Annotated in this window: 20 protein-coding genes; 16 read left to right on the forward strand and 4 right to left on the reverse strand. The window is 41.8% G+C overall.

Translation table 11 applies throughout. From position 1 onward, the window contains the following. Positions 1-211 precede the first annotated feature (211 nt). Positions 212-1,381, reverse strand: coding sequence for an FAD-dependent oxidoreductase (locus tag J3455_RS12055; RefSeq protein WP_130051174.1), 1,170 nt, complete (start codon positions 1,379-1,381; stop codon positions 212-214). A 257-nt stretch (positions 1,382-1,638) separates the two neighbouring features. On the opposite strand from J3455_RS12055, the gene miaB reads away from it, so the two are divergent. The 5 genes from miaB to lnt are packed head-to-tail and all read left to right on the forward strand — an operon-like array spanning position 1,639 to position 7,073. After that, a complete protein-coding gene (gene miaB, locus J3455_RS12060; protein WP_130051173.1) occupies positions 1,639-3,084 on the forward strand; it encodes a tRNA (N6-isopentenyl adenosine(37)-C2)-methylthiotransferase MiaB in 1,446 nt (481 codons plus the stop codon). A 49-nt stretch (positions 3,085-3,133) separates the two neighbouring features. Continuing rightward, the gene (locus J3455_RS12065; protein WP_054551658.1) at positions 3,134-4,186 is read left to right on the forward strand and encodes a PhoH family protein; all 1,053 of its coding nucleotides are present in this window, start codon (positions 3,134-3,136) and stop codon (positions 4,184-4,186) included. Beyond that, positions 4,183-4,638, forward strand: coding sequence for an rRNA maturation RNase YbeY (ybeY, locus tag J3455_RS12070; protein ID WP_054551659.1), 456 nt, complete (start codon positions 4,183-4,185; stop codon positions 4,636-4,638). The genes J3455_RS12065 and ybeY overlap by 4 nt, the downstream gene beginning before the upstream one ends. A 22-nt stretch (positions 4,639-4,660) precedes the next feature. Next, the gene (gene corC, locus J3455_RS12075) at positions 4,661-5,545 is read left to right on the forward strand and encodes a CNNM family magnesium/cobalt transport protein CorC (RefSeq protein ID WP_130051171.1); all 885 of its coding nucleotides are present in this window, start codon (positions 4,661-4,663) and stop codon (positions 5,543-5,545) included. Continuing rightward, positions 5,526-7,073: an apolipoprotein N-acyltransferase gene (lnt, locus tag J3455_RS12080; RefSeq protein ID WP_349561832.1), complete on the forward strand. Its 1,548-nt coding sequence runs from the start codon at positions 5,526-5,528 to the stop codon at positions 7,071-7,073. Before corC ends, lnt begins: the two co-directional genes overlap by 20 nt. An 87-nt stretch (positions 7,074-7,160) precedes the next feature. Here the strand turns inward: lnt and bamJ are convergent, their stop codons facing one another. From bamJ to J3455_RS12095, 3 genes are all read right to left on the reverse strand, one after another. Beyond that, on the reverse strand, positions 7,161-7,637 hold the full coding sequence (gene bamJ, locus J3455_RS12085; protein ID WP_138619637.1) for a BamJ family beta-barrel-assembly machinery protein: 477 nt from the start codon (positions 7,635-7,637) through the stop codon (positions 7,161-7,163). Then, a complete protein-coding gene (locus J3455_RS12090) occupies positions 7,634-10,036 on the reverse strand; it encodes a Lon protease family protein (RefSeq protein WP_130051168.1) in 2,403 nt (800 codons plus the stop codon). Before J3455_RS12090 ends, bamJ begins: the two co-directional genes overlap by 4 nt. A 69-nt stretch (positions 10,037-10,105) precedes the next feature. Next, positions 10,106-10,564, reverse strand: coding sequence for a zinc ribbon-containing protein (locus J3455_RS12095; RefSeq protein ID WP_130051167.1), 459 nt, complete (start codon positions 10,562-10,564; stop codon positions 10,106-10,108). A gap of 186 nt (positions 10,565-10,750) precedes the next feature. On the opposite strand from J3455_RS12095, the gene leuS reads away from it, so the two are divergent. The 11 genes from leuS to ybeD all read left to right on the forward strand — a co-directional run bounded on the left by leuS (position 10,751) and on the right by ybeD (position 21,825). After that, complete coding sequence (gene leuS, locus J3455_RS12100; protein WP_178927166.1) at positions 10,751-13,339, forward strand: leucine--tRNA ligase; 2,589 nt, start codon at positions 10,751-10,753, stop codon at positions 13,337-13,339. Between the two features lies 1 nt (position 13,340). After that, the gene (locus J3455_RS12105) at positions 13,341-13,832 is read left to right on the forward strand and encodes an LPS-assembly lipoprotein LptE (RefSeq protein WP_130051165.1); all 492 of its coding nucleotides are present in this window, start codon (positions 13,341-13,343) and stop codon (positions 13,830-13,832) included. Continuing rightward, a complete protein-coding gene (gene holA / locus J3455_RS12110) occupies positions 13,832-14,872 on the forward strand; it encodes a DNA polymerase III subunit delta (RefSeq protein WP_130051164.1) in 1,041 nt (346 codons plus the stop codon). Before J3455_RS12105 ends, holA begins: the two co-directional genes overlap by 1 nt. A gap of 12 nt (positions 14,873-14,884) precedes the next feature. Then, positions 14,885-15,520 (forward strand): nicotinate-nucleotide adenylyltransferase, encoded by a 636-nt coding sequence (nadD, locus tag J3455_RS12115; RefSeq protein WP_167658324.1) that lies wholly within the window; start codon positions 14,885-14,887, stop codon positions 15,518-15,520. 56 nt (positions 15,521-15,576) lie between these two features. Continuing rightward, positions 15,577-15,894 (forward strand): ribosome silencing factor, encoded by a 318-nt coding sequence (gene rsfS, locus J3455_RS12120; protein ID WP_130051162.1) that lies wholly within the window; start codon positions 15,577-15,579, stop codon positions 15,892-15,894. A gap of 27 nt (positions 15,895-15,921) precedes the next feature. Beyond that, complete coding sequence (gene rlmH, locus J3455_RS12125; protein WP_036967350.1) at positions 15,922-16,392, forward strand: 23S rRNA (pseudouridine(1915)-N(3))-methyltransferase RlmH; 471 nt, start codon at positions 15,922-15,924, stop codon at positions 16,390-16,392. Between the two features lie 8 nt (positions 16,393-16,400). Next, the gene (gene mrdA, locus J3455_RS12130; RefSeq protein ID WP_130051161.1) at positions 16,401-18,281 is read left to right on the forward strand and encodes a penicillin-binding protein 2; all 1,881 of its coding nucleotides are present in this window, start codon (positions 16,401-16,403) and stop codon (positions 18,279-18,281) included. After that, positions 18,278-19,384: a rod shape-determining protein RodA gene (rodA, locus tag J3455_RS12135; protein WP_167658325.1), complete on the forward strand. Its 1,107-nt coding sequence runs from the start codon at positions 18,278-18,280 to the stop codon at positions 19,382-19,384. The genes mrdA and rodA overlap by 4 nt, the downstream gene beginning before the upstream one ends. Then, positions 19,384-20,148, forward strand: a complete 765-nt coding sequence (locus J3455_RS12140) for a septal ring lytic transglycosylase RlpA family protein (RefSeq protein WP_349561836.1) — start codon at positions 19,384-19,386, stop codon at positions 20,146-20,148. The genes rodA and J3455_RS12140 overlap by 1 nt, the downstream gene beginning before the upstream one ends. Before the next feature lie 54 nt (positions 20,149-20,202). Beyond that, positions 20,203-21,363: a serine hydrolase gene (locus J3455_RS12145; protein WP_054551673.1), complete on the forward strand. Its 1,161-nt coding sequence runs from the start codon at positions 20,203-20,205 to the stop codon at positions 21,361-21,363. Positions 21,364-21,546: 183 nt separating this feature from the next. Then, positions 21,547-21,825, forward strand: coding sequence for a DUF493 family protein YbeD (ybeD, locus tag J3455_RS12150; protein ID WP_054551674.1), 279 nt, complete (start codon positions 21,547-21,549; stop codon positions 21,823-21,825). Positions 21,826-21,839: the final 14 nt, after the last annotated feature.

The raw sequence follows: 21,839 nt of genomic DNA on the forward strand, positions 1-21,839 counted from the left end.
TAATTTCTAATTTCTAATTTCTAATTTCTAATTTCTAATTTCTAATTTCTAATTTCTAATTTCTAATTTCTAATTTCTAATTTCTAATTTCTAATTTCTAATTTCTAATTTCTAATTTCTAATTTCTTCAAAATTGTACTCGATTACATCTACATAAAAAAACGGGCTAATTTTCATTAACCCGCTTGTTAGTATTGATTACGAATTTGTATTAATCTAATGTCCCGCTGATAGCATACTTTAACACCCAGTTTTTTGCAGGACCTGTATTATTTGCAAGCTTTAAAAACTTACTGCGCACCCAGCTAAGTGGTTTAACCTCATTTGAAAAGCCAAAGTAACACGCATCCATCATACTCATCATTAGTAAATTAGCGTGACGGCGTTTTTTCTCATAGCGTTTTAATAAATCATGGTGACCAACATCCTGTTGTTCTGCCAAAATATCAGCCAACGCGACGACATCCTGAAAACCTAAGTTCACGCCCTGACCTGCAAGTGGGTTAATTGTGTGAGCCGAATCGCCAACCAAAACTAAACGTCCCTGTGAATAATCATTAGCATGTTGGCGTGCAAGTGGAAAAACGGCATGTTCAAGTACCTCAAAGTCGCCAGGTAGCTCAGGAAAGTGCTCTATAAGCTTTGCTTTTAGTTGTTCATTTGAGAGTTTATGCCATTGCTTTAATACCGCAGCGTCGTGATAGCAAATTAAATTGGCATACGGTGCCTGCATTGGCAAAAACGCCACAGGTCCGGTTGGGGTAAATTGTTGCCATGTTTTTACTTGCTGCGGCGCATCTAATTTGATTAAAACCCCCATGCAGTGTTGGCCGTACTGCCAACCCGTTACACCTAAGCCAGCTTTGGTACGTAATTGGGACTGTCCGCCATCTGCAGCAACAACTAAATCAGCGGTATATTTAGTATCACCATAATGTAAGGTAATTGCATCAGGCGTTTGACTAATATCTGTGATTAGTGAAGTTTGTTCTATTACTTCAATGTTGTACTTAGCAAATTGTTGCCAAAGACTGGCTTGTATTAAATTATTTTCTATTAAATGACCTAAATGTGTTTCGCCAATATCTTTGCAATCAAACAATAGATTCTCGTCTTGCTGCTGGTAGGCTTCAAGCTGTTGATAAGGCGCGATGCGATTTTGCCTAAGTAACGGCATTGCACCTAGGTCGTCGAGTAAATTTTCTGAAAAACGATTAATAGCCGAAATGCGAATATCTACTTTATCTGAACTAAGAATGTGATCAGCATCGATAAGGTGCTTTTCAATGACGGTGACATCCCTACCCTGTTTAGCCAGTGTTACCGCTGTAGCAGCGCCGACCATGCCACCACCGACAATTATTACCTTATTTTTATTCATTTAATATTCGCTCATTTGGCTATTAAAATACGCGACAAATTGTAACGTAATTCAATATTGCGTGTCAGTGCATTTACCGCTTATGAATTTCAAAACAGTAACTTGTTTGATTTCACACCACAAAGATAAAAACTATACTTGGATCTGTGCGGGTATCCAGCTAAAATACGCGTCCTTTAGGTCGGCATACTGCCACTTAATCCTGTTTCTAACACATTTTTGTGTCACTACCGAATTGAAAACGAGGCTATATTTCAATGAGTAAAAAGCTGCATATTAAAACCTGGGGTTGTCAGATGAACGAGTACGACTCTCAGAAGATGGCTGATCTACTAGATGCGACTAACGGCTATCAGTTAACTGAAGAAGCTGAAGACGCAGACGTGATCTTACTCAATACCTGTTCAATCCGTGAAAAAGCACAAGAAAAAGTATTCCATCAGCTTGGCCGTTGGAAACTGTTAAAAGACGACAAACCAGAATTAATCATTGGTGTTGGTGGCTGTGTTGCCTCGCAAGAAGGTGACTCGATTCGTCAACGTGCGCCGTTTGTTGATGTAATCTTTGGCCCGCAAACATTACACCGCTTACCAGAAATGATTAAGCAAGTGCAAAGTGGCGACAGCAGCTCGGTAGTTGACGTTTCATTCCCTGAGATTGAAAAGTTCGACCGTTTACCTGAGCCAAAAGCGGAAGGCCCTACTGCGTTTGTATCAATCATGGAAGGTTGCTCTAAATACTGTACATTCTGCGTAGTACCTTATACGCGTGGTGAAGAAGTAAGCCGTCCACTTGATGACGTATTACTTGAAGTAGCACAACTTGCAGAGCAAGGCGTTCGTGAAGTGAACCTACTTGGACAAAACGTAAATGCGTATCGCGGTGAAACTCATGACGGTGAGATTTGTTACTTCTCTGACCTACTACGTTATGTAGCTGCAATTGACGGTATTGACCGTATTCGTTACACCACATCGCATCCTGTAGAATTTACGCCAGATATCATTGATGCGTATGCAGACGTACCTGAGCTTGTTGATCACCTACACTTACCAGTACAAAGTGGTTCAGACCGTATTCTTAATTTAATGAAACGTGGTCACACTGCACTTGAGTACAAATCTACAATCCGTAAGCTACGTAAAATTCGCCCTAACCTAAGCATGTCATCTGACTTCATCATTGGTTTCCCTGGCGAAAGTAAAGCTGACTTTGAAGCAACCATGAACCTAATTAATGATATTGGTTTCGATATGAGCTTCAGCTTTATCTACAGTGCGCGACCTGGTACTCCTGCTGCTGATTTACCTGATGATGTGACAGAGCAAGAGAAAAAAGAGCGTTTATACCTTCTACAGAATCGTATTACGCAAATGGCACAACAAATCAGCCGACAAATGTTTGGTACTGAACAACGTATTCTAGTTGAAGGCCCTTCTAAAAAGAATCCTATGGAATTACGTGGCCGTACCGAGAATAACCGTGTGGTTAACTTTGAAGGCCCTCACTCAGTGATCGGTCAATTCGTTGATGTACGTATTACAGAAGCATTGCCAAACTCTTTACGTGGTGAGTTAATTCGTACAGAATCAGAAATGAACTTACGTCGTGATGTGGCACCTTCAGCTATTTTAAGTAAAGCTGCTGAAGCTGAGGCCGCTGCGGCCCCTAACGAAATTGGCGTTGCTACTTTCGTACCTTAGGGTGACACTTGGTGCAGGCACTGCCTGCACCCATCAATAGGAAGCAATTTTGAGTAATCAGTTAAAAACATTAGAGATTTATTTAGAACCCGCCGACAACAAACGCCTTTCATCTTTATGTGGTCCGTTTGACGAAAACATTAAGCAAATTGAACGCCGCCTTGGTGTTGAGATAGCACACCGTGATAATTTCTTCAGAGTAACCGGTAAACTGCACCTTGCAGCAGCGGCTGTTGAGATCCTAAAAAACCTCTATATTGAAACTCAACCTATTCGCGGCCTGATTGGCGAAATTGAACCTGAAGCCGTACATTTAGCGATTAGCGAATCAAATGCTCTTGAGCAAGATGAAAATCCAGGTGTATATGGCAAAGACATGGTGATTAAAACTCGCCGTGGCGTTATTAAACCGCGCAATGATAATCAAGGCGTGTATGTTGCTAATATTTTGCATCACGATATTACTTTCGGTATTGGCCCAGCCGGTACAGGTAAAACTTATTTAGCCGTTGCAGCAGCTGTTGATGCCTTAGAGCGTCAAGAAATTCGCCGTATTTTATTAACCCGCCCTGCAGTTGAAGCAGGTGAAAAGCTAGGCTTTTTACCTGGTGACTTAAGCCAAAAAATCGACCCTTATTTACGCCCATTATACGATGCGCTATTTGAAATGCTTGGCTTTGAGCGAGTAGAAAAGCTGATTGAGAAAAACGTGATTGAAGTAGCGCCCCTTGCCTACATGCGTGGTCGTACACTGAATGACGCGTTTATTATTCTTGATGAAAGCCAAAACACCACAGCAGAACAAATGAAAATGTTCTTAACCCGTATTGGCTTTAACTCAAAAGCGGTAATTACTGGTGATATTACACAAGTCGATTTACCCCGTGGTGCTCGTTCAGGTCTTCGCCATGCCATCGAAGTATTAAACGGTGTAGATGAAATTAGCTTTAACTTCTTCCAATCACACGATGTGGTGCGCCATCCGGTTGTTGCCCGTATCGTTGAAGCTTATGAGCGCAACGATGAAGCAGAGCGTTTAAAACGTGCAGAGAAACAACGTGCCAAAGAAGCGCAAGCAAACCAACAAGAAGCAAACTCGTGACCGAATTAGATTTACAAATAGCCTGTGAGTTTGACGACTTACCAAGCTTTGAACAATTCCAGCTGTGGGCTGACAAAGCCCTTAGCAATTACCGTGAAGATGCAGAGCTGACCATAGTGATCAGTGATGAAGCGCAAAGCCAGCAGCTCAACAATGATTACCGCGGCAAAGATAAACCGACTAATGTCTTATCTTTTCCATTTGAAGCACCACCGGGCATTGAGTTACCTTTAGTAGGTGATTTAATCATTTGTCCGGCCATTGTTTTAGCCGAATCAATTGAGCAAGAAAAGACCTTTCACGACCATTTTGCCCATATGGTTATCCATGGATGCTTGCATTTACTTGGATTTGACCATATAAAGGACGAAGATGCACTTGAAATGGAAAGCATAGAAAAGCAATTACTTGCCGATCTGAACATCGCTGACCCATATCGAGACGATATTTAAATTAACGGAGCAATTAGACGCAATGAGCGACGACAACTCGCAAACTAGCCAGGGTTCTTCTGGCAAAACGTGGCTGGGCCGCATAGCCCAAATGTTGCAAGGGGAACCCCAGAATAGAGAAGAGCTGGTAGAAGTAATTGCCGATGCGCAAGAACGCGACCTTATCGACCCTGAAACCAAAGACATGATTGAAGGGGTACTAGGTGTATCAGAGCTAAAAGTGCGTGACATCATGATCCCACGCTCGCAAATGGTGACCTTAGAGGTTGATACACCTTTAGAAGAACTATTGCCTATGATGGTTGATTCAACACATTCACGCTTTCCAGTGGTGTGTGAAGACAAAGACCATGTTGAAGGTATTTTATTAGCAAAAGATTTATTACCACTGATCATCAATAAAGATGATCAACTACCTTCATTACGTGAATATTTACGCCCTGCGGTTGTAGTGCCTGAGAGTAAACGTGTTGACACGCTCCTAAATGAGTTTCGTCAACAACGTTACCACATGGCTATCGTTATTGATGAGTATGGTGGTGTGTCTGGTCTTGTAACTATCGAAGATATTCTTGAAATCATCGTTGGTGAAATCGAAGACGAGCACGATGAAAGTGAAGACCTACAAGATATTCGCCAAGTTGCAAAGCACGTTTACGCTGTGCAAGCACTGACTGAAGTTGATGACTTTAACGAATATTTTAAAACCGGTTACAGCACCTCTGATGCTGACACCATAGGTGGTATTGTTTTACATGCATTTGGCCATATGCCAAGCCGTGGTGAAACCATCGAAGTAGAAGGCTTACACTTTAAAGTCACTAACTCAGATAACCGCCGCATCTTACAATTGCAAGTCACCATTCCAAAGGCTGATGATAACGACAGTGAAGAAACTGCTAACTAACCTAAGCCACCTTGCAAAAGATAAAAAAGCCTGGCTCGCACTTGTTGCGGGCCTCTTTTTAACCTTAAGTTACGCACCCTATAACCTATGGTTTATAACTTTTCTTTCTCTTGGTGCCCTGCTCTACTGCATAAACCCACTCGCAAACGGTAAATTAGCTGCTAAACAAAGTACTAAATATGGCTTTATATTTGGTTTAGGCTGGTTTGGCGCGGGCATAAGTTGGGTTCATGTATCAATAGCGACCTTTGGTGGTATGCCGTTAATAGCATCACTATCATTAATGGTGCTGCTATGTGCTTATTTAGCTCTGTATCCTGCATTAGCCGCTTGGCTGACTACACGCCTTGCTAAAGGCCCATATAGCTTTATCTGTTGGTTACTAGCCGCTATAGCAACCACAGAGTACTTACGTGGCACATTGCTGACAGGCTTTCCTTGGCTTAGCTTTGGTTACACGCAAACAGACAGCCCACTTAATTTCTTAGCGCCCGTAATTGGCGAGTTCGGTATCACGCTTGTATGCATGTTAATTGCGTTTGCCTTATATCGTATAGCATACAAAGATACTAAACCACTTATCGCCTCTGTGGCTCTTTTAGCAGGCTTATATACGATTGCAAACAGCAATCAGCTTCACTACCAAGACAAAACTATTAAAACTGTAATGGTGCAGGGTAATATTAAACAGCATCTTCGCTTTGAGCCGTCTGAGTTTTGGACGACGATGAGCAAATACCAAGATATGACTCGCCTACATTGGAATGCAGATTTAATTGTCTGGCCAGAGGCAGCAGTCCCCGAGCTTGAAGCATTATCAACCGAGTATTTAACAGGCCTCAATAGTGCTGCAACGTTTAATAACACTGCACTTATTACCGGCATCGTCGATTACCAATACGACACGCGTAACATTTTTAATACTTTGATTGTGCTGGGTAAAAAAGAACAAGAAGACAGTGAGGGTGATTATCAGTATTTAGGTAAAAACCGCTACCAAAAGCATCAGTTATTACCCATTGGTGAGTTTGTGCCGTTTCAAGATTTTCTGCGCCCAATCGCACCACTGTTTGACTTGCCGATGTCATCTTTCACCCGTGGTGATGAAGTGCAAAACAATTTACGCGCAAATGGTTTAAACATTTTACCTGCTATATGCTATGAAATTGCTTTTTCTGAGTTGGTTCGTGGTAATTATCGCAGCGATTCTGATATCTTATTTACGGTTAGTAATGATGCGTGGTTTGGAGACTCTCATGGCCCACATCAGCATATGCAAATAGCGCGTATGCGCGCCCTAGAATTACAGCGCCCGTTAATTCGAGTTACTAACAATGGTATTAGCGCCGTTTACGACCCTATCGCTAAATCACAATTAGCTATGCCGCAATTTAAAGCGGATGTACTCGAAGCCAATATCACTTTAATTAAAGGTGATAGTATTTACAGCCAATATGGTAATTGGCCAGTATGGGCCGTAGTCATATTACTCAGTACTGTTGGTTTGATTTTAAGACTCAAAAAATAACAAAATAAAAGGCTTCATTATGAAGCCTTTTTTGTGTTTTATACTCATTCGCTTAACTAAGTGAACAAGTACTATTGCAGATTAAATTTAAGATTCTATCTTTATCAACTCTACATCAAATATCAGCAATGAACCTGCTGGAATACTGCCTACGCGTTTACGGCCGTACGCAAGCTGAGGCGGGATATAAAAGGTAAATTTATCTCCCTCGCTCATGAGTTGTAAGCCTTCGGTCCAGCCCGCAATCACTTGATTTAAACCAAAGCTGATTGGCGAATTTCTTACCACTGAGCTGTCAAAAACACTGCCATCCATAAGCGTACCATGATAGTGAACCTTTACTTTACTGGTTGCACTTGGCTTTGTGTCATTCCCTGAACTTTGCTCAATTTTGTATTGCAACCCAGATGCTGTTTCATGAACATCGTCGGCTTTACTATTGTTCGCTAAAAAGTCCGCTGCTAGTTTTTCATTTTCAAGGGCTTGTAGCTTCGCCTTTTTACTATTTTTAAAAATTAAAAAGCAAAAAATACCAATGATTAGTAAAAGTATTAAATTAATCATTCTGCGTCCTTCTCATCATCATTATCGCCATTAACGATATCAGCAATATTGGCAAGCCTTGCTAATGCTAGGGCATTTATTGAGCCATCAGGATAACCTTGTGGTGTCATTTCGCCTGCGTCTTTATCCATTAATAAACTCAGTGCTTGATCAACTGTTTCAACGGCATAAATGTTAAAGCGTCCTTTTTCTACCGCATCGAGCACTTCGTCATCAAGCACTAAATTGACTTGATTTGATTTAGGAATAATCACCCCTTGCTCACCAGTTAAGCCACGCATTTTACAAAGCTTAAAGAAGCCTTCTATTTTCTCGTTGACGCCACCGATTGATTGCACGTCTCCATGCTGGTTAATTGAGCCTGTAAGCGCGATAGATTGGCTAATAGGTAAATTAGTAATTGCCGATATTAGCGCGCAAAGCTCTGCTAATGAAGCGCTATCACCATCAATGTAACCATAGCTTTGCTCGATTGCGATATTGGCACTGAGCGTTAGGCTAAATTGCTGAGCATATTTATTACCTAAGTAACCGGTTAATAGCATCACCCCTTTTGAATGAATTGCTTTACCCAGCTCGGCTTCACGTTCAACGTCAATAACGCCATCTGCACCTGCGTACACAGTGGCGGTAATACGTGCAGGGGTACCAAATGAAGTATCACCAATGTGCAGCACGGTTAAGCCATTCACTTTGCCCACGGCGTGACCTTCAGTAGCAATTAAAATTTGCCCCTCTTTGATATCACTCAACATGGTTTCTGAAATTTGCCCGGTGCGATATTGCTTACCTACAATAGCTTCATCGATGTGATGAGCATCAATCACAGTTTGCCCATCTTGCTTGGCATAAAAACTGGCTTCTGCCACTAATTCTAATACATCAGCAAAACGAGCTGAGAGCTTGTTATGATGTTCAGCTTGACGATAACTAAATTTTAATAACCTCGCCATCGCTGCTTCATTTACTGTGCAATTAAGTGTCTGCTGACAATATTCAGTGACCTTGGTAATGAACTGATATTGCAGTTTGTCACTGCTTGGCAAATAGTAATCAAAATCAGCGAGTACACGAAATAACTCAGCAAACTCTTCGTCATATTCACCTATTGTGTAATAGAGCTCCCGTGAGCCTAGCAGCACTATTTTTACATCAAGGGGAATAAGCTGCGGACGTAATGTAAAGCTACTCCCCACAGAGCTGTCTTGATAAGGTAAGTCGTTTTTGATTTGATGCGTTTTTAAAGATAACTTAAGGCCATCCCACACTTGTGGGTTAGACATAACTTTCTCTGCATCCATAATCAAATAACCACCATTAGCACGGTGCAATGCACCTGGTTGTATTGAACGGTAACTGGTGATTAAAGAGCCTTGCGAAGTCGCATATTCAATTTTTCCGAAGATATTACCAAACGTTGGATTTGGCTCATACACCACAGGCGCTGCATCATCTTCTTTGTATTCTACTAAGATATTTGGCGCAAAGAAGTCTGTGAGCATCCCTTTACGGTCAAAGTCTTCTTTATTTTCGTCGTTTTCATCGTCGTCGAGCCACTCAAGCACTGCATCAATGATTTCTTCACGAATGTCTTTTAAGTAACGTAACACACCAATATGCGTGGCATATTTGTGTTCAAGGGCTTTAATTAGTGGTTTAGTGGCAAGCTCTGCAGTTGATTTTTTAAGGTTACGCAGTTTCTCAGATGACTCACGCTTCCAGCGAGGCAGCTCAATCAGTGCTTCGATTAATGCATCTTCAAGTTTTTCAATGACCTCATAAAACTCAATACGCAATGGCTCTTCAAGGGCTGCAAATTCACTGTCACTCAGTTGTTTACCGTTAACCAAAGGCGCAAAGCCAACGACGCCATTTTCTTCAATCAGAGCCACACTTTGCTCAAGAGCAGCAATTTCGACTGATGTAATTGCCGCATCGTAAGTATCGGTAAACTCACGGTCAATTGATTTTTTCTTACGTTGATAACCAGGATTATCAAAAGCAGCGGGGAATGTATCGAGTACTTCATCAATGAAAGAATCAATATCGTCTGCTAACTGTTTTGATTGACCAGCTTGCATAAATAACGCAATAGGCTCGCGGTGGTCTTCATAGTTATTAACGTACAACCACTCATTAGGCGTTGGGCGGTCTTTTGAATGGGCTGTGAGCTTGTCTTTTACTAAGGTGTAACGTCCGTGCGCCGCTTCACCCATTACATAAACATTATATCCAGGTAATTCCATCCCCAATGAAAAGTCGAGGGCACTTTGTGCACGTTGCTGGCCAATAAATGGTAAGGCTTCTGGATATGGGTTTTGCATGCAAGTGGCAACATGGCTTGCAGCAATCTCAGGTGCTAACGCAGAAACAGGTAGAGGGATTAGTTTTTTTGTCATTCTAACTTCTTATTTCCCAGTTTTGACTGGGCATTATAGGTAACGCCCAGCACAAGCCTGCGTCACTGATTAAGGTTGTAATGCCTTACGGCGAAAATAAATACCGCCACATTCAGTACAAGGAGTAATTTGCGTAGCATGGTAAACATCGTAACTATGCTGACAATTTTTACATACTAATGTGCCCATGGCTATCCATTCTCCTTCTTGATACACACCATTGTGTTTAAAATCTTGGTTTAATGCTTGCCATTCAAGCTGGGTTTTATCTTCGATATGCGACAATTCGTACCAAAGAGACTCTTTGAGCTCTAGCCAAGCGAGTGAGTCATAATGACTGTCGTTTTCTTTGATATGGTCGATATCGCGCTTTAAATAGTCACGATACTGATATAGCTTTTCTTGACCTAAATCTTTAAGTGCCTGCTCTGACTCAACAAATTTCTCCATTGCATCTTTTAGCTCATTCTCTTTTACGTCTTTAAGCCAAGCACTCAAATCACTAAGCCAAGATTTATAATCTGCCATCGTTTACTCCTTCAAAAGTGATGAAAAATCAATCGTTATACTAGTTGAGTATAGGTTAACCTGTCCTGAAAATATATTTCATTGGAAAATTAATAAAAGCGCCTATTTGCCGCTGTGATTAGCATGTATTTTGGGTTATCCTTATCGACAATTTTTTATTAATTTGCAAGAAGTCTGGAATCGTAGATGCAAGAGCAATATAACCCGCAAGACATAGAGTCAAAAGTACAAGCCTACTGGGAAGAAAACCAAGTATTTAAAGTCACTGAAGATGAGAGCAAAGAAAAGTATTACTGCCTATCGATGTTCCCATACCCAAGCGGCCGACTCCACATGGGTCACGTTCGTAACTACACCATTGGTGACGTAGTATCTCGCTTCCAACGCTTGCAAGGCAAAAACGTAATGCAACCAATGGGTTGGGATGCGTTTGGTCTTCCTGCTGAAAACGCGGCAATCAAAAACAACACCGCACCTGCTAAGTGGACTTACGAAAACATCGATTACATGCGCGATCAGTTAAAGCAACTTGGCTTTGGTTATGATTGGGATCGTGAAATCGCAACATGTCATCCAGAATATTATAAGTGGGAACAGTGGTTCTTCACTAAGCTTTACGAAAAAGGCTTAGTATACAAAAAGATGTCAACAGTAAACTGGGATCCAGTTGACCAAACAGTACTAGCGAACGAGCAAGTAATTGATGGTCGTGGTTGGCGTTCAGGTGCCATTGTTGAGCAAAAAGAAATTCCACAATGGTTTATCAAAATCACTGATTACGCACAAGAATTATTAGATGATTTAGACAAACTAGATCACTGGCCTGAGCAAGTTAAAACCATGCAACGCAACTGGATTGGTCGTTCTGAAGGCTTAGAAATCGAATTCAAGCGTGCTGATAACGACGATACATTCAGTGTTTATACAACGCGCCCTGATACCTTCATGGGTGTGACGTATGTTGCTGTTGCAGCAGGTCACCCAATTGCACAAGAAGCCGCTAAAAACAGCGATGCTGTGGCAATGTTTGTTGATGAGTGTAAAAACACGAAAATCGCTGAAGCAGACATGGCAACCATGGACAAAAAAGGCATTGCTACTGGCTTTTATGCGATTCACCCATTAACAGGTAAGCAAGTACCAATTTGGGTTGCTAACTTTGTATTAATGGATTACGGCTCAGGCGCTGTAATGGCTGTTCCTGCACATGACCAACGTGACTACGAGTTCGCATCAGCTTATGGCCTTGAGATCACTCAAGTTATCGCACCAGCTGCAGGTTCTGAAGAAACGGTTGATTTAGACAACCAAGCTTACACAGAAAAAGGCGTGTTAGTTAACTCAGGTGAGTTCGATGGTCTTGAGTTTGAAGCAGCGTTTAATGCGGTTGCAGACAAACTAGAAGCACTTGGTGTCGGTGAGCGTAAAGTTAACTTCCGTCTCCGTGACTGGGGTGTTAGCCGTCAGCGTTACTGGGGTTCTCCAATCCCAATGCTTAGCGACGAAAATGGTGATGAGCTTGCAGCAACTGAAGACATGCTACCAGTTCGCTTACCAGAAGACGTAGTAATGAATGGTGTTACTTCGCCAATCAAAGCTGACCCTGAGTGGGCTAAAACAACTGTAAATGGCGCGCCTGCATTCCACGAAACAGATACCTTCGATACCTTTATGGAATCATCATGGTATTACGCGCGTTACTGTAGCCCTCGTTTTGACGAAGGTATGATTGAGCCAGGTGCCGCAAATTACTGGTTACCAGTAAACCAATACATTGGTGGTATTGAGCATGCGATCTTGCACTTACTTTACTCGCGTTTCTTCCACAAATTATTACGTGACTTTGGTTTAGTAAACTCAGATGAGCCATTTGAGCGCTTATTATGTCAAGGCATGGTACTAGCTGATACTTTCTATCGTAAAGATGAGAAAGGCGGTGATATCTGGATTTCACCAACAGACGTACAAACTGAAACAGACGACAAAGGTCGTGTTGTTAAAGCGTGGCACAAAGAAGATGGCGAGCCGGTATTCTCTGCAGGCATGAGCAAAATGTCGAAATCGAAAAACAACGGTATCGACCCACAACAAGTTATTGCCGAGTACGGTGCAGATACAGTTCGTTTATTCATGATGTTTACAGCACCACCAGAGCAAACTCTTGAATGGTCTGATTCAGGTGTTGAAGGTGCAATGCGTTTCTTAAAACGTATTTGGAAATACGCTGTTGATGTAGAAACAGTAGGCTACCAAGCGCTTGATAAGTCAGCATTAAACAACGACCAAAAAGTACTACGTCGTGAGCTTCATAAAGCAATTGCAAAAGTCACTGATGACGTTGAACGTCGTCAAACATTCAACACCGCGATTGCAGCAATCATGGAAATCTCTAACAAATTATTAAAAGCACCACTTGCAGATAAGCAAGATGTAGCTATTGCTAACGAAGCTCTTGAAGCATTGCTTATCATGCTTGCGCCTATCACGCCGCATATGTGCCACCAGTTATGGCAAGACCTTGGCAAAGAAGGCGACATCTTAGATGCAGCATGGCCAAAGGTTGATGAATCAGCACTTGTTGAAGATGAGAAGCTAATCATTGTACAGGTTAACGGTAAGCTACGTGCTAAGTTAACAGTGCCTGCAGATGCAACGAAAGAGCAAGTTGAAACGCTAGCATTTGCTGAAGAAAACGTGACTAAGTTCACTGATGGCGTAACCATCCGTAAAGTGATTTACGTACCTGGCAAACTACTTAACGTGGTTGCTAATTAAGATGGCAGCGCTTCAAGCACTGAAAAACGGACTAGCCCTTGCGCTAGTCTGTTTACTACTAACAAGTTGTGGCTTTCACTTAAAGAAAGCCTCTAATTTGCCTGAAGACTTGAAAGTGATCACCCTTGCTGGTGATGATGAAAAATCAGCGCTATTCGAATTAGTTGAAAAAGAGCTTATTGCTAGTCAAGTAAAGCTAAACGAAAGTGACAGCCTATACCCTGAGTTAATCATCCACAAAGACCGTCTAGAGCGTCAAATATTGTCATTATTTGATAATGGTCAGGTTGCTGAATATGAACTTGCCTATAGTGTAAGCTATACCCTAAAGCGACCAGGTCAAAAAGCCATAAATCAAAGCTTTGAGCTGTATCGTAACTACCAAGACGACCCTGACAATGCCCTTGCAAAGGCAAAAGAACTTGATTTACTATTAAACGAAATTCGTAAACAAGCGAGTCGCCGTATCGTTCGTGAGTTATCACAACTCTAATGCGTTGTTATGCAAACCAACTTCCGAGCCAGTTAAAAAAAGGCCTAGCGCCTTTTTACATGGTCTTTGGTGAAGAGCCTTTTCAAATTGAACAGTGTGTCATGCAAATTCGCCAAGCTGCTAAACAGCAAGGCTTTGACGAGGTCATTAAATTTACCTTAATGCCAGGTTTTGATTGGCAAGAAATTGTTGCTCAATACCAGAGTATGTCGCTGTTTAGTGCTCGTACCTTAATTGAGTTTGATTTAAACGAGCAAAAACCAGGTACTCAAGGCAGCCAAATCTTTAAACAACTTGTTGAGCTTGCTAATCCCGATACTATTTTGGTTTTAAAAGGTGCCAAAGCCAGCCAAGATATTCAACGCAGTGCTTGGTTTAAGGCCTTAGATAAACAAGGCTTATTCGTTCCTTGTTATCCCCTCACAGGTAATCACCTAAGTCGTTGGTTGGATGAGCAATGTTACCGTTTAAACTTGAACCTTCATAACAATGCTAAACAAAGCTTGATTGATGCCACAGAAGGTAATTTACTTGCCTGTCATCAAGAGCTAGAAAAACTGTCTTTACTCTACGGCAGTGAGCTAATTGACCAACAAGCCGTAATGCAAGGACTGCTTAACCAGTCTAAGTTTGATATTTTTGACTTAAGTGATGCTCTATTAAATGGCCAAGCCAAGCAAGCCGTTAAAGTAATGACTAAACTTGCCGCTGATAATACCGAAGCAATGAGTATTTTTTGGGCTATTAACAAAGAAGCTGCAAATTTACTGGCGATGCAACATGGGCGCTTAAATGGTGCCAACATGGCTGATTTATACAAGCAATTTAATATTTGGAAAAATCAACAAGCGATTGTTCAACAAGCCTTAAACCGCTTAAATATTAAAGTACTCGAACAAATTACAGTTCAGTTAGCTCAGTTTGATGCAGCTTATAAACAAGGGAACCTCGTAGCTCCCTACCAAGCATTAATGCACATATGCTTAATGTTTTGCCAACCAGTGGCAATACCTTTACCTTGCCACCCAGTCTTCGACTAAGAGTGACAATTCATGATTGCTATTTTCGGTGGCACCTTTGACCCGATTCACTTAGGTCATATTAATATGGCCCAGCAATGCGTTCAGCAGTGTCAACTTGATACCCTTTACTTCATGCCTTGCGCTATTCCCGCTCACAAAGCTAAGCCAGGAATAAGTGATGAGCATCGAATTAACATGCTGAAACTCGCGATTGAAAACAACCCACATTTTGCTATTGATTATCGAGAGTTAAATAGAGAAGGTGCATCTTATTCGCTACTGAGCTTAAAAGAGCTTCGTGCAGAAAATCCGTCTTCACCGATTATGTTTTTAATCGGCATGGACTCATTCAATAGCCTAGACAAGTGGTTTAAATGGCAAGAAATTGTCGAACTATGCCATATCGTTGTTTATCAACGTCCGGGTCAACACTGTCAAGTAAGTGGTGAGTTAGCGGTTTATAAAGAAAATGCTTTTACTGAGCAGCTCAGCCAACTGCAACAAACCCATGCAGGTAAGTTATTCTTTTTAGATGGCTTACAAGTTAATGCTGCCTCAAGCGAAATCAGAAAAAAGCTGCATTTAAATGATAATATAGCGGAACTTTTACCTACCACGGTAAGTCAATACATTGCGCAGCATCATCTTTACCAAACAGATGAATAAATACTGTCTGCGTGATAAAATAACAAATTAAGATTATTTATTTTTGAGATAACACTTTGGATTCTAAACAACTACTCGCATTTGCCCTTGATAAAGTCGACGATATGAAAGCCCGTGATGTGGTGCAACTTGATGTTCGTGGTAAGTCTGATATTACTGATTATTTATTAGTATGCTCAGGAAACTCTAAACGCCACGTACAATCTATTGCGGATCACGTTGCTAAAGAAGCACGCCATGCTGGAGAAGAGCCTCTCGGTTACGAAGGCCAAAACGAAGGCGAATGGGTGCTGGTTGATCTAGGTGATGTGGTTGTGCACGTAATGCAAGACCAAACTCGCGACTTCTATGATCTAGAAAAACTTTGGGGCTAACCCTTAGCAAGGACATAGGTAACCATTTTGAAAATACAATTGATTGCTGTTGGCACCAAAATGCCAGCATGGGTTGAAACCGGATTCACAGAATACCAACGTCGCTTTCCGCGTGATATGCCGCTTGAGCTTATTGAAATCCCCGCTGGTAAACGTGGTAAAAATGCTGATATCAAACGTATTTTACAACTTGAAGGTGAAAAGACCCTTGCAGCTATTCCTAAAGGTAACCGTATTGTTACTCTTGAAGTAACGGGTAAACCCATGGATACCCACCAGTTGGCGAAAAGCATGGAAAAATGGCAGCTTGATGGTCGTGATGTCAGCTTGTTGATTGGTGGACCCGAAGGTTTAGCACCAGAGTGTATCGCAGCCTCTGAGCAAAAGTGGTCATTATCAAACCTTACACTACCGCACCCATTGGTGCGCATTATTGTTGCAGAAAGCCTATACCGAGGCTGGAGCTTGAATAACAACCACCCTTATCATCGCGAGTAGTAAAACCAATGCGAAAACACAGACCCACGATTAGAGACCACTCGGCTGAGGCAAACTTATTTGCTCGCCGTGCCTTTGTGGGCTTTGTGTTTGTTACATTGTTAATTGGTGTGTTGCTATCTAACCTGTACAACATCCAAGTTATTGATCATCAAGATTATCAAACACGTTCGAACGATAACCGAATCAAGGTCATTCCTATTGCTCCTAACCGAGGGCTCATTTACGACAGAAATGGCGTATTATTGGCTGAGAACAAACCTGTTTACAATCTTGAAGTGATCCCTGAAGAAGTTGACGATCTTGATAAAGCTCTAACAGAAGTAAAACAGATCATCGAAATTAGTGAGCAACAAAAGGCCGACTTTTTAGATGATATTAAGCACAATCGCCGTTTCAAAAGCCAAGTATTAAAGGCCCGTCTAGACGAGACTGAGGTAGCAAAGTTCTCTGTTAATCAGCATAAATTCCCTGGTTTTAGCATCGAAGCTCGGTTAGCTCGTTTTTACCCCTATGGTGATACCCTCACCCATGCCTTAGGTTATGTTGCCAAACTCAACAAAAAAGAACTCATTAAGCTTGAAGCAGAAGATCAAGCTACTAATTACCGTGCAACTCACGACATTGGGAAGCTTGGTATTGAGAAATATTATGAAGAGCTCCTGCATGGCATGGTGGGTTCACAGCGTGTTGAAGTGAATAACCGTGGCCGAGTTATTCGTACATTGAGCCTTACTCCACCTGAACCAGGTCATGATTTAGTACTCACCCTGGATATTGGCCTGCAACAAATAGCCCAGCATGCTCTAAAAGATATGCGTGGTGCCGTTGTCGTACTTGATGCAAAAGATGGCGGCGTATTAGCTCTGTATTCAAACCCCAGTTATGATCCGAACTTATTTGTACATGGGATCAGTAGTACCGACTACAAAAAGCTGCTCAACCCGGACCGGCCACTTATAAACCGAACTACACAGGGTCGTTACGCACCAGCATCGACAGTAAAACCTCTCATGGCTATTTTAGCGCTTGAGGAAGGCCTCGTTACCGAGCAAACACAAATGTGGGATCCGGGCTTTTTTCAGATTCCAAATGTCGATCACAAATGGCGTGACTGGAGGCGTTGGGGTCATGGTCATGTTGATGTTTACAAAGCCATTGAAGAGTCTTGCGATACCTACTTTTACGACGTTGCGTATCGTTTAGGCATTACTAAAATCAGTGATTTTATGTATCAATTTGGATTTGGTGAGTTATCTGGTATTGATATCCATGAAGAAACTTCTGCAATAATGCCATCTAAAGAGTGGAAAGAAGGTCGCTTTAGAGAGTCTTGGTGGCGTGGCGATACAATTTCAGTGGGGATCGGGCAAGGTTACTGGACTGCCACACCAATGCAAATTGCTAACGCAACCAATATATTGGTAAACCGTGGACTCGATCATCCACCACATCTTGTGCAAGTAGCCAAAAAAGAAAATGAAGTAACGCAAATAAACAATGACGAAAAGCCCCCAGTGGAACTAAAAAATCCTCATCATTGGCAAATTGCTCTCGATGCTATGCATAATACAGTGCACAAAGTCACTGGTACTGCACATAAAGCATTTAGAGGGGCAAGTTACGATCCTGCTGGCAAAACAGGTACTGCGCAGGTGGTAAGTATCGCACAAGGTGAACGTTACGACGCTAAGTCGCTAAAAGAGCGTCAACGAGATAACGCTATCTATGTTGGTTTTGCACCTTATAACGACCCGCAGATTGTTGTCTCTGTAGTTGTAGAAAACACTGGTGGTGGTAGTACGGTTGGAGCTCCTATTGCTCGTCAATTAATGGATTACTACTTCTCAGCTAACCCAATTCAAATTACCCAAAGTGACGCGCCATGATCCCATTAAATAAAAAGCGCTCAATTTGGCAGCGTCTACACCTCGATTTACCGCTACTTGTAGCCCTTTTGGCTATGATGGTTGCAAGTTTAGCGATTGTATACAGCGCCAGTGGCCAAGACTCTGCAATGATGATACGCCATGCAACGCGTATGTTTGGCGCTATTCTCGGTATGTTCATTCTCGCTCAGTTTTCGCCTAATACTTTAAAAAGCATGGTAATTCCGCTTTACTGCGTGGGGCTACTAATGCTGGTAGGAGTGTTATTATTTGGGGTTAGCTCAAAAGGAGCGCAGCGCTGGCTTGACCTAGGTGTAACCCGTTTCCAACCATCAGAATTAATGAAAATTGCTGTGCCTATGATGGTTGCTTGGTATATTGGTCGCAATCATCTTCCCCCTCGTCCACTGCATTTAATTATTGGTTTTGCCATAGTGATGGTGCCAACCATTTTAATTAAAGAACAACCCGATCTCGGTACCTCTATTTTGATAGCTAGTTCAGGTATATTTGTATTGTTTTTATCTGGGCTTAGTTGGCGCTTAATTGGCTTTTTATCAGCCTCAGTGGCATTAGCAGCTTGGCCATTTTGGCATTATGTTATGCTAGATTATCAAAAGCAGCGAGTACTTACCTTTTTGGACCCAGAAAGTGATCCCCTTGGCTCTGGGTATCACATTATTCAATCGAAAATTGCTATAGGCTCCGGAGGAATTGAAGGTAAAGGCTGGTTACAAGGTACTCAATCGCAATTAGAGTTTTTACCCGAACGTCACACCGATTTTATCTTTTCTGTTCTAAGCGAAGAGTTTGGCCTTTTTGGGGTTTGTTTATTGCTGTGTATGTACTTGTTTATTATTGGTCGTGGCTTGTATATTGCGGTAAACGCGCAAGATGCTTTTGGTAAACTTCTTGCCGGTGCATTAACCCTTACCTTCTTTGTTTATGTATTTGTAAATATTGGTATGGTATCTGGGTTACTGCCTGTTGTAGGCGTTCCGTTACCTCTGATAAGTTATGGTGGCACCTCAATGGTGACCTTAATGGCTGGGTTTGGCATTATTATGTCGATCGCCACCGATAAAAGGATGCTTTTAAAATAATGACACAGCGAGTCAATTTCTTATTAATAGCGTTATTCTCAATGCTGCTAGCAGCATGTAGTTCTTCGCAGCAAGGTCGCTATGCTATGGAGCATGATGCTGCGCCGCTTCGTAAACCGACCGAACTTGAAATGCAAGATGCGATAGTTACCCCTGTTGTTAAAAGTGCCAGCGCCAGTCGCCCTTACGAAGTTCGTGGTAAACGCTACACGCCAATGCTTGATGAAACAGGCTATGCAGAAGAAGGCATCGCTTCATGGTATGGCCGAAAATTTCATAATTATCACACCTCAAACGGTGAAGTCTACGATATGTTTGCAATGACAGCAGCTCATAAAACACTCCCTCTACCAAGCTATGCCAGAGTAACAAATTTAGATAACGGTAAATCAGTGATTGTTCGTGTTAATGACCGAGGACCGTTTCATGAAGATCGGATTATCGATTTATCTTATTCTGCGGCCTATAAATTGGGTTATTACCGACAAGGTACAGCCCGTGTTAAGGTTGAGGCTGTTACCCTTGCAAATTCTGCCCCTCGTTTAAGCTACATTCAGGTTGCAGCGGGAAGTACTCTTGCTAATGTTGAGGCGCTCGCGTTTCAACTTCGTCAGCAATATCATGTGCCAACAAACATTGTTGAAAAAGATGGAATCTATCGATTACGTCTTGGTCCAATAAAAGATGCCGCAGAAGCACAGGCTGTTTTAGAAAAGCTAAAACAAAACCAATTTCAGAACGCGTTCTTGCTTTACAGTGAGTAAGACCTTTAGAATAGGTCAACGCAACATGTTTAACTTTAACCATTAATGAGTACGATGAAATCTATAAAATATAAAATCTTAAGTGGCGTTTGTGGCCTTGTTTGCACTGCTAGCGTATTTTCTGCAACAGCCCAAATTATCCCTGCCCCACCTCAAGTTAATGCGAAAGGTTATTTCTTGGTTGATTTCACCACAGGTAAAGTAATTGCCGAAGGCGAAGCTGATACAAAGCTAGCACCTGCTAGTTTAACCAAAATGATGACCAGTTATGTTATTGGTACTGAAATCAAAGCAGGTAATATTGCTCCAACCGATATGGTTACAGTGAGTGAAAAAGCTTGGGCAAAGAATTTTCCTGAGTCATCAAAAATGTTTATTGAAGTAGGTAAGCAGATCAGTGTTGATGACCTTAATCACGGTATCATTATTCAATCTGGTAACGATGCCTGTGTAGCTATGGCAGAACACATTGCTGGTAGTGAAAGTGCATTTGCTGATTTAATGAATGCGCATGCTGAAAAACTTGGCATGACTAACAGCCACTTTGTAAATAGCCACGGTTTAGATACTAACGAACACTTCACAACACCACGCGATATGGCAACATTAGGTGCAGCTCTTATTCGTGATGTACCAGATGAATACGAAGTATACGCTAAAAAATCATTTACCTTTAATGGTATCAAGCAGTACAACCGCAACTCACTGTTGTGGGATGAAAGCATGAATGTTGACGGTATTAAAACTGGCCATACGTCTGAAGCTGGCTATAGCTTAGTCACTTCAGCAACTAAAGACGACATGCGTTTAATCGCGGTAGTTATGGGCACTGAAAGCGAGCGTGCACGAAAAGTTGAAAGCAAAAAGTTACTTAACTATGGTTTCCGCTTTTTCGAAACAATTACCCCATACAAAGCAGGCGATAGCTTTGCAGAACAACGTATTTGGATGGGTAACAAAGAAAACGTATCGCTAGGTATCTTAGAAGACACGCCAATTACTATCCCGCGTGGTCAGCGTAAAAACTTAAAAGCAAACTTCGAGCTTGATAAAACGTTAGAAGCACCACTGGCTAAAGGAACTAAAGTAGGCACGCTTTTCTTACAGCTTGAAGGTGAAGAAATTGCTCAATACCCACTAGTTACACTAGAAGAAGTGGAAGAAGGTAGCTTCTTTAGCAAGATCTACGATTACCTGCGTTTACAAATTCAGTAATCTGCTAGTAAAGTTTATAAACGCCTTGCACCGCAAGGCGTTTTTTTTTGTCTGAAAAATGATAGAATGCGCCCCATATAAGTCGCGCTGGGTCGAGTGCGTCGTAATCTAAGTTTGCTTAACGCCAAGAAATGGCAGAGAACACCTCTATTAAGCATACTCACTGTTTGAGGAGTCACCGTCGTGGTTCAACCTGTAAAAAATACTAAGTTTGACGAGTATTTAGATTTTCCTTGCCCATTCACATTTAAAATCATGGGTTTAGCTAATGTAAATCTAACAGATCAGATCCTAGAAAAGCTGCAACCAATTGCACCTGGCGATTATGCGCCAAAGGTAAAACCAAGCAGCAAAGGTAATTACGAATCTGTAACGCTTGTAGCTACCGTTACAAGTAAAGAGCATATTGAAGAAATTTATAACGTGATCAGCAACATCGATGACGTACGTCACATGCTATAGACCGATTACGGAGT

This window comes from Pseudoalteromonas sp. NFXS39 (assembly GCF_040148775.1).
GTDB lineage: Bacteria > Pseudomonadota > Gammaproteobacteria > Enterobacterales > Alteromonadaceae > Pseudoalteromonas > Pseudoalteromonas apostichopi.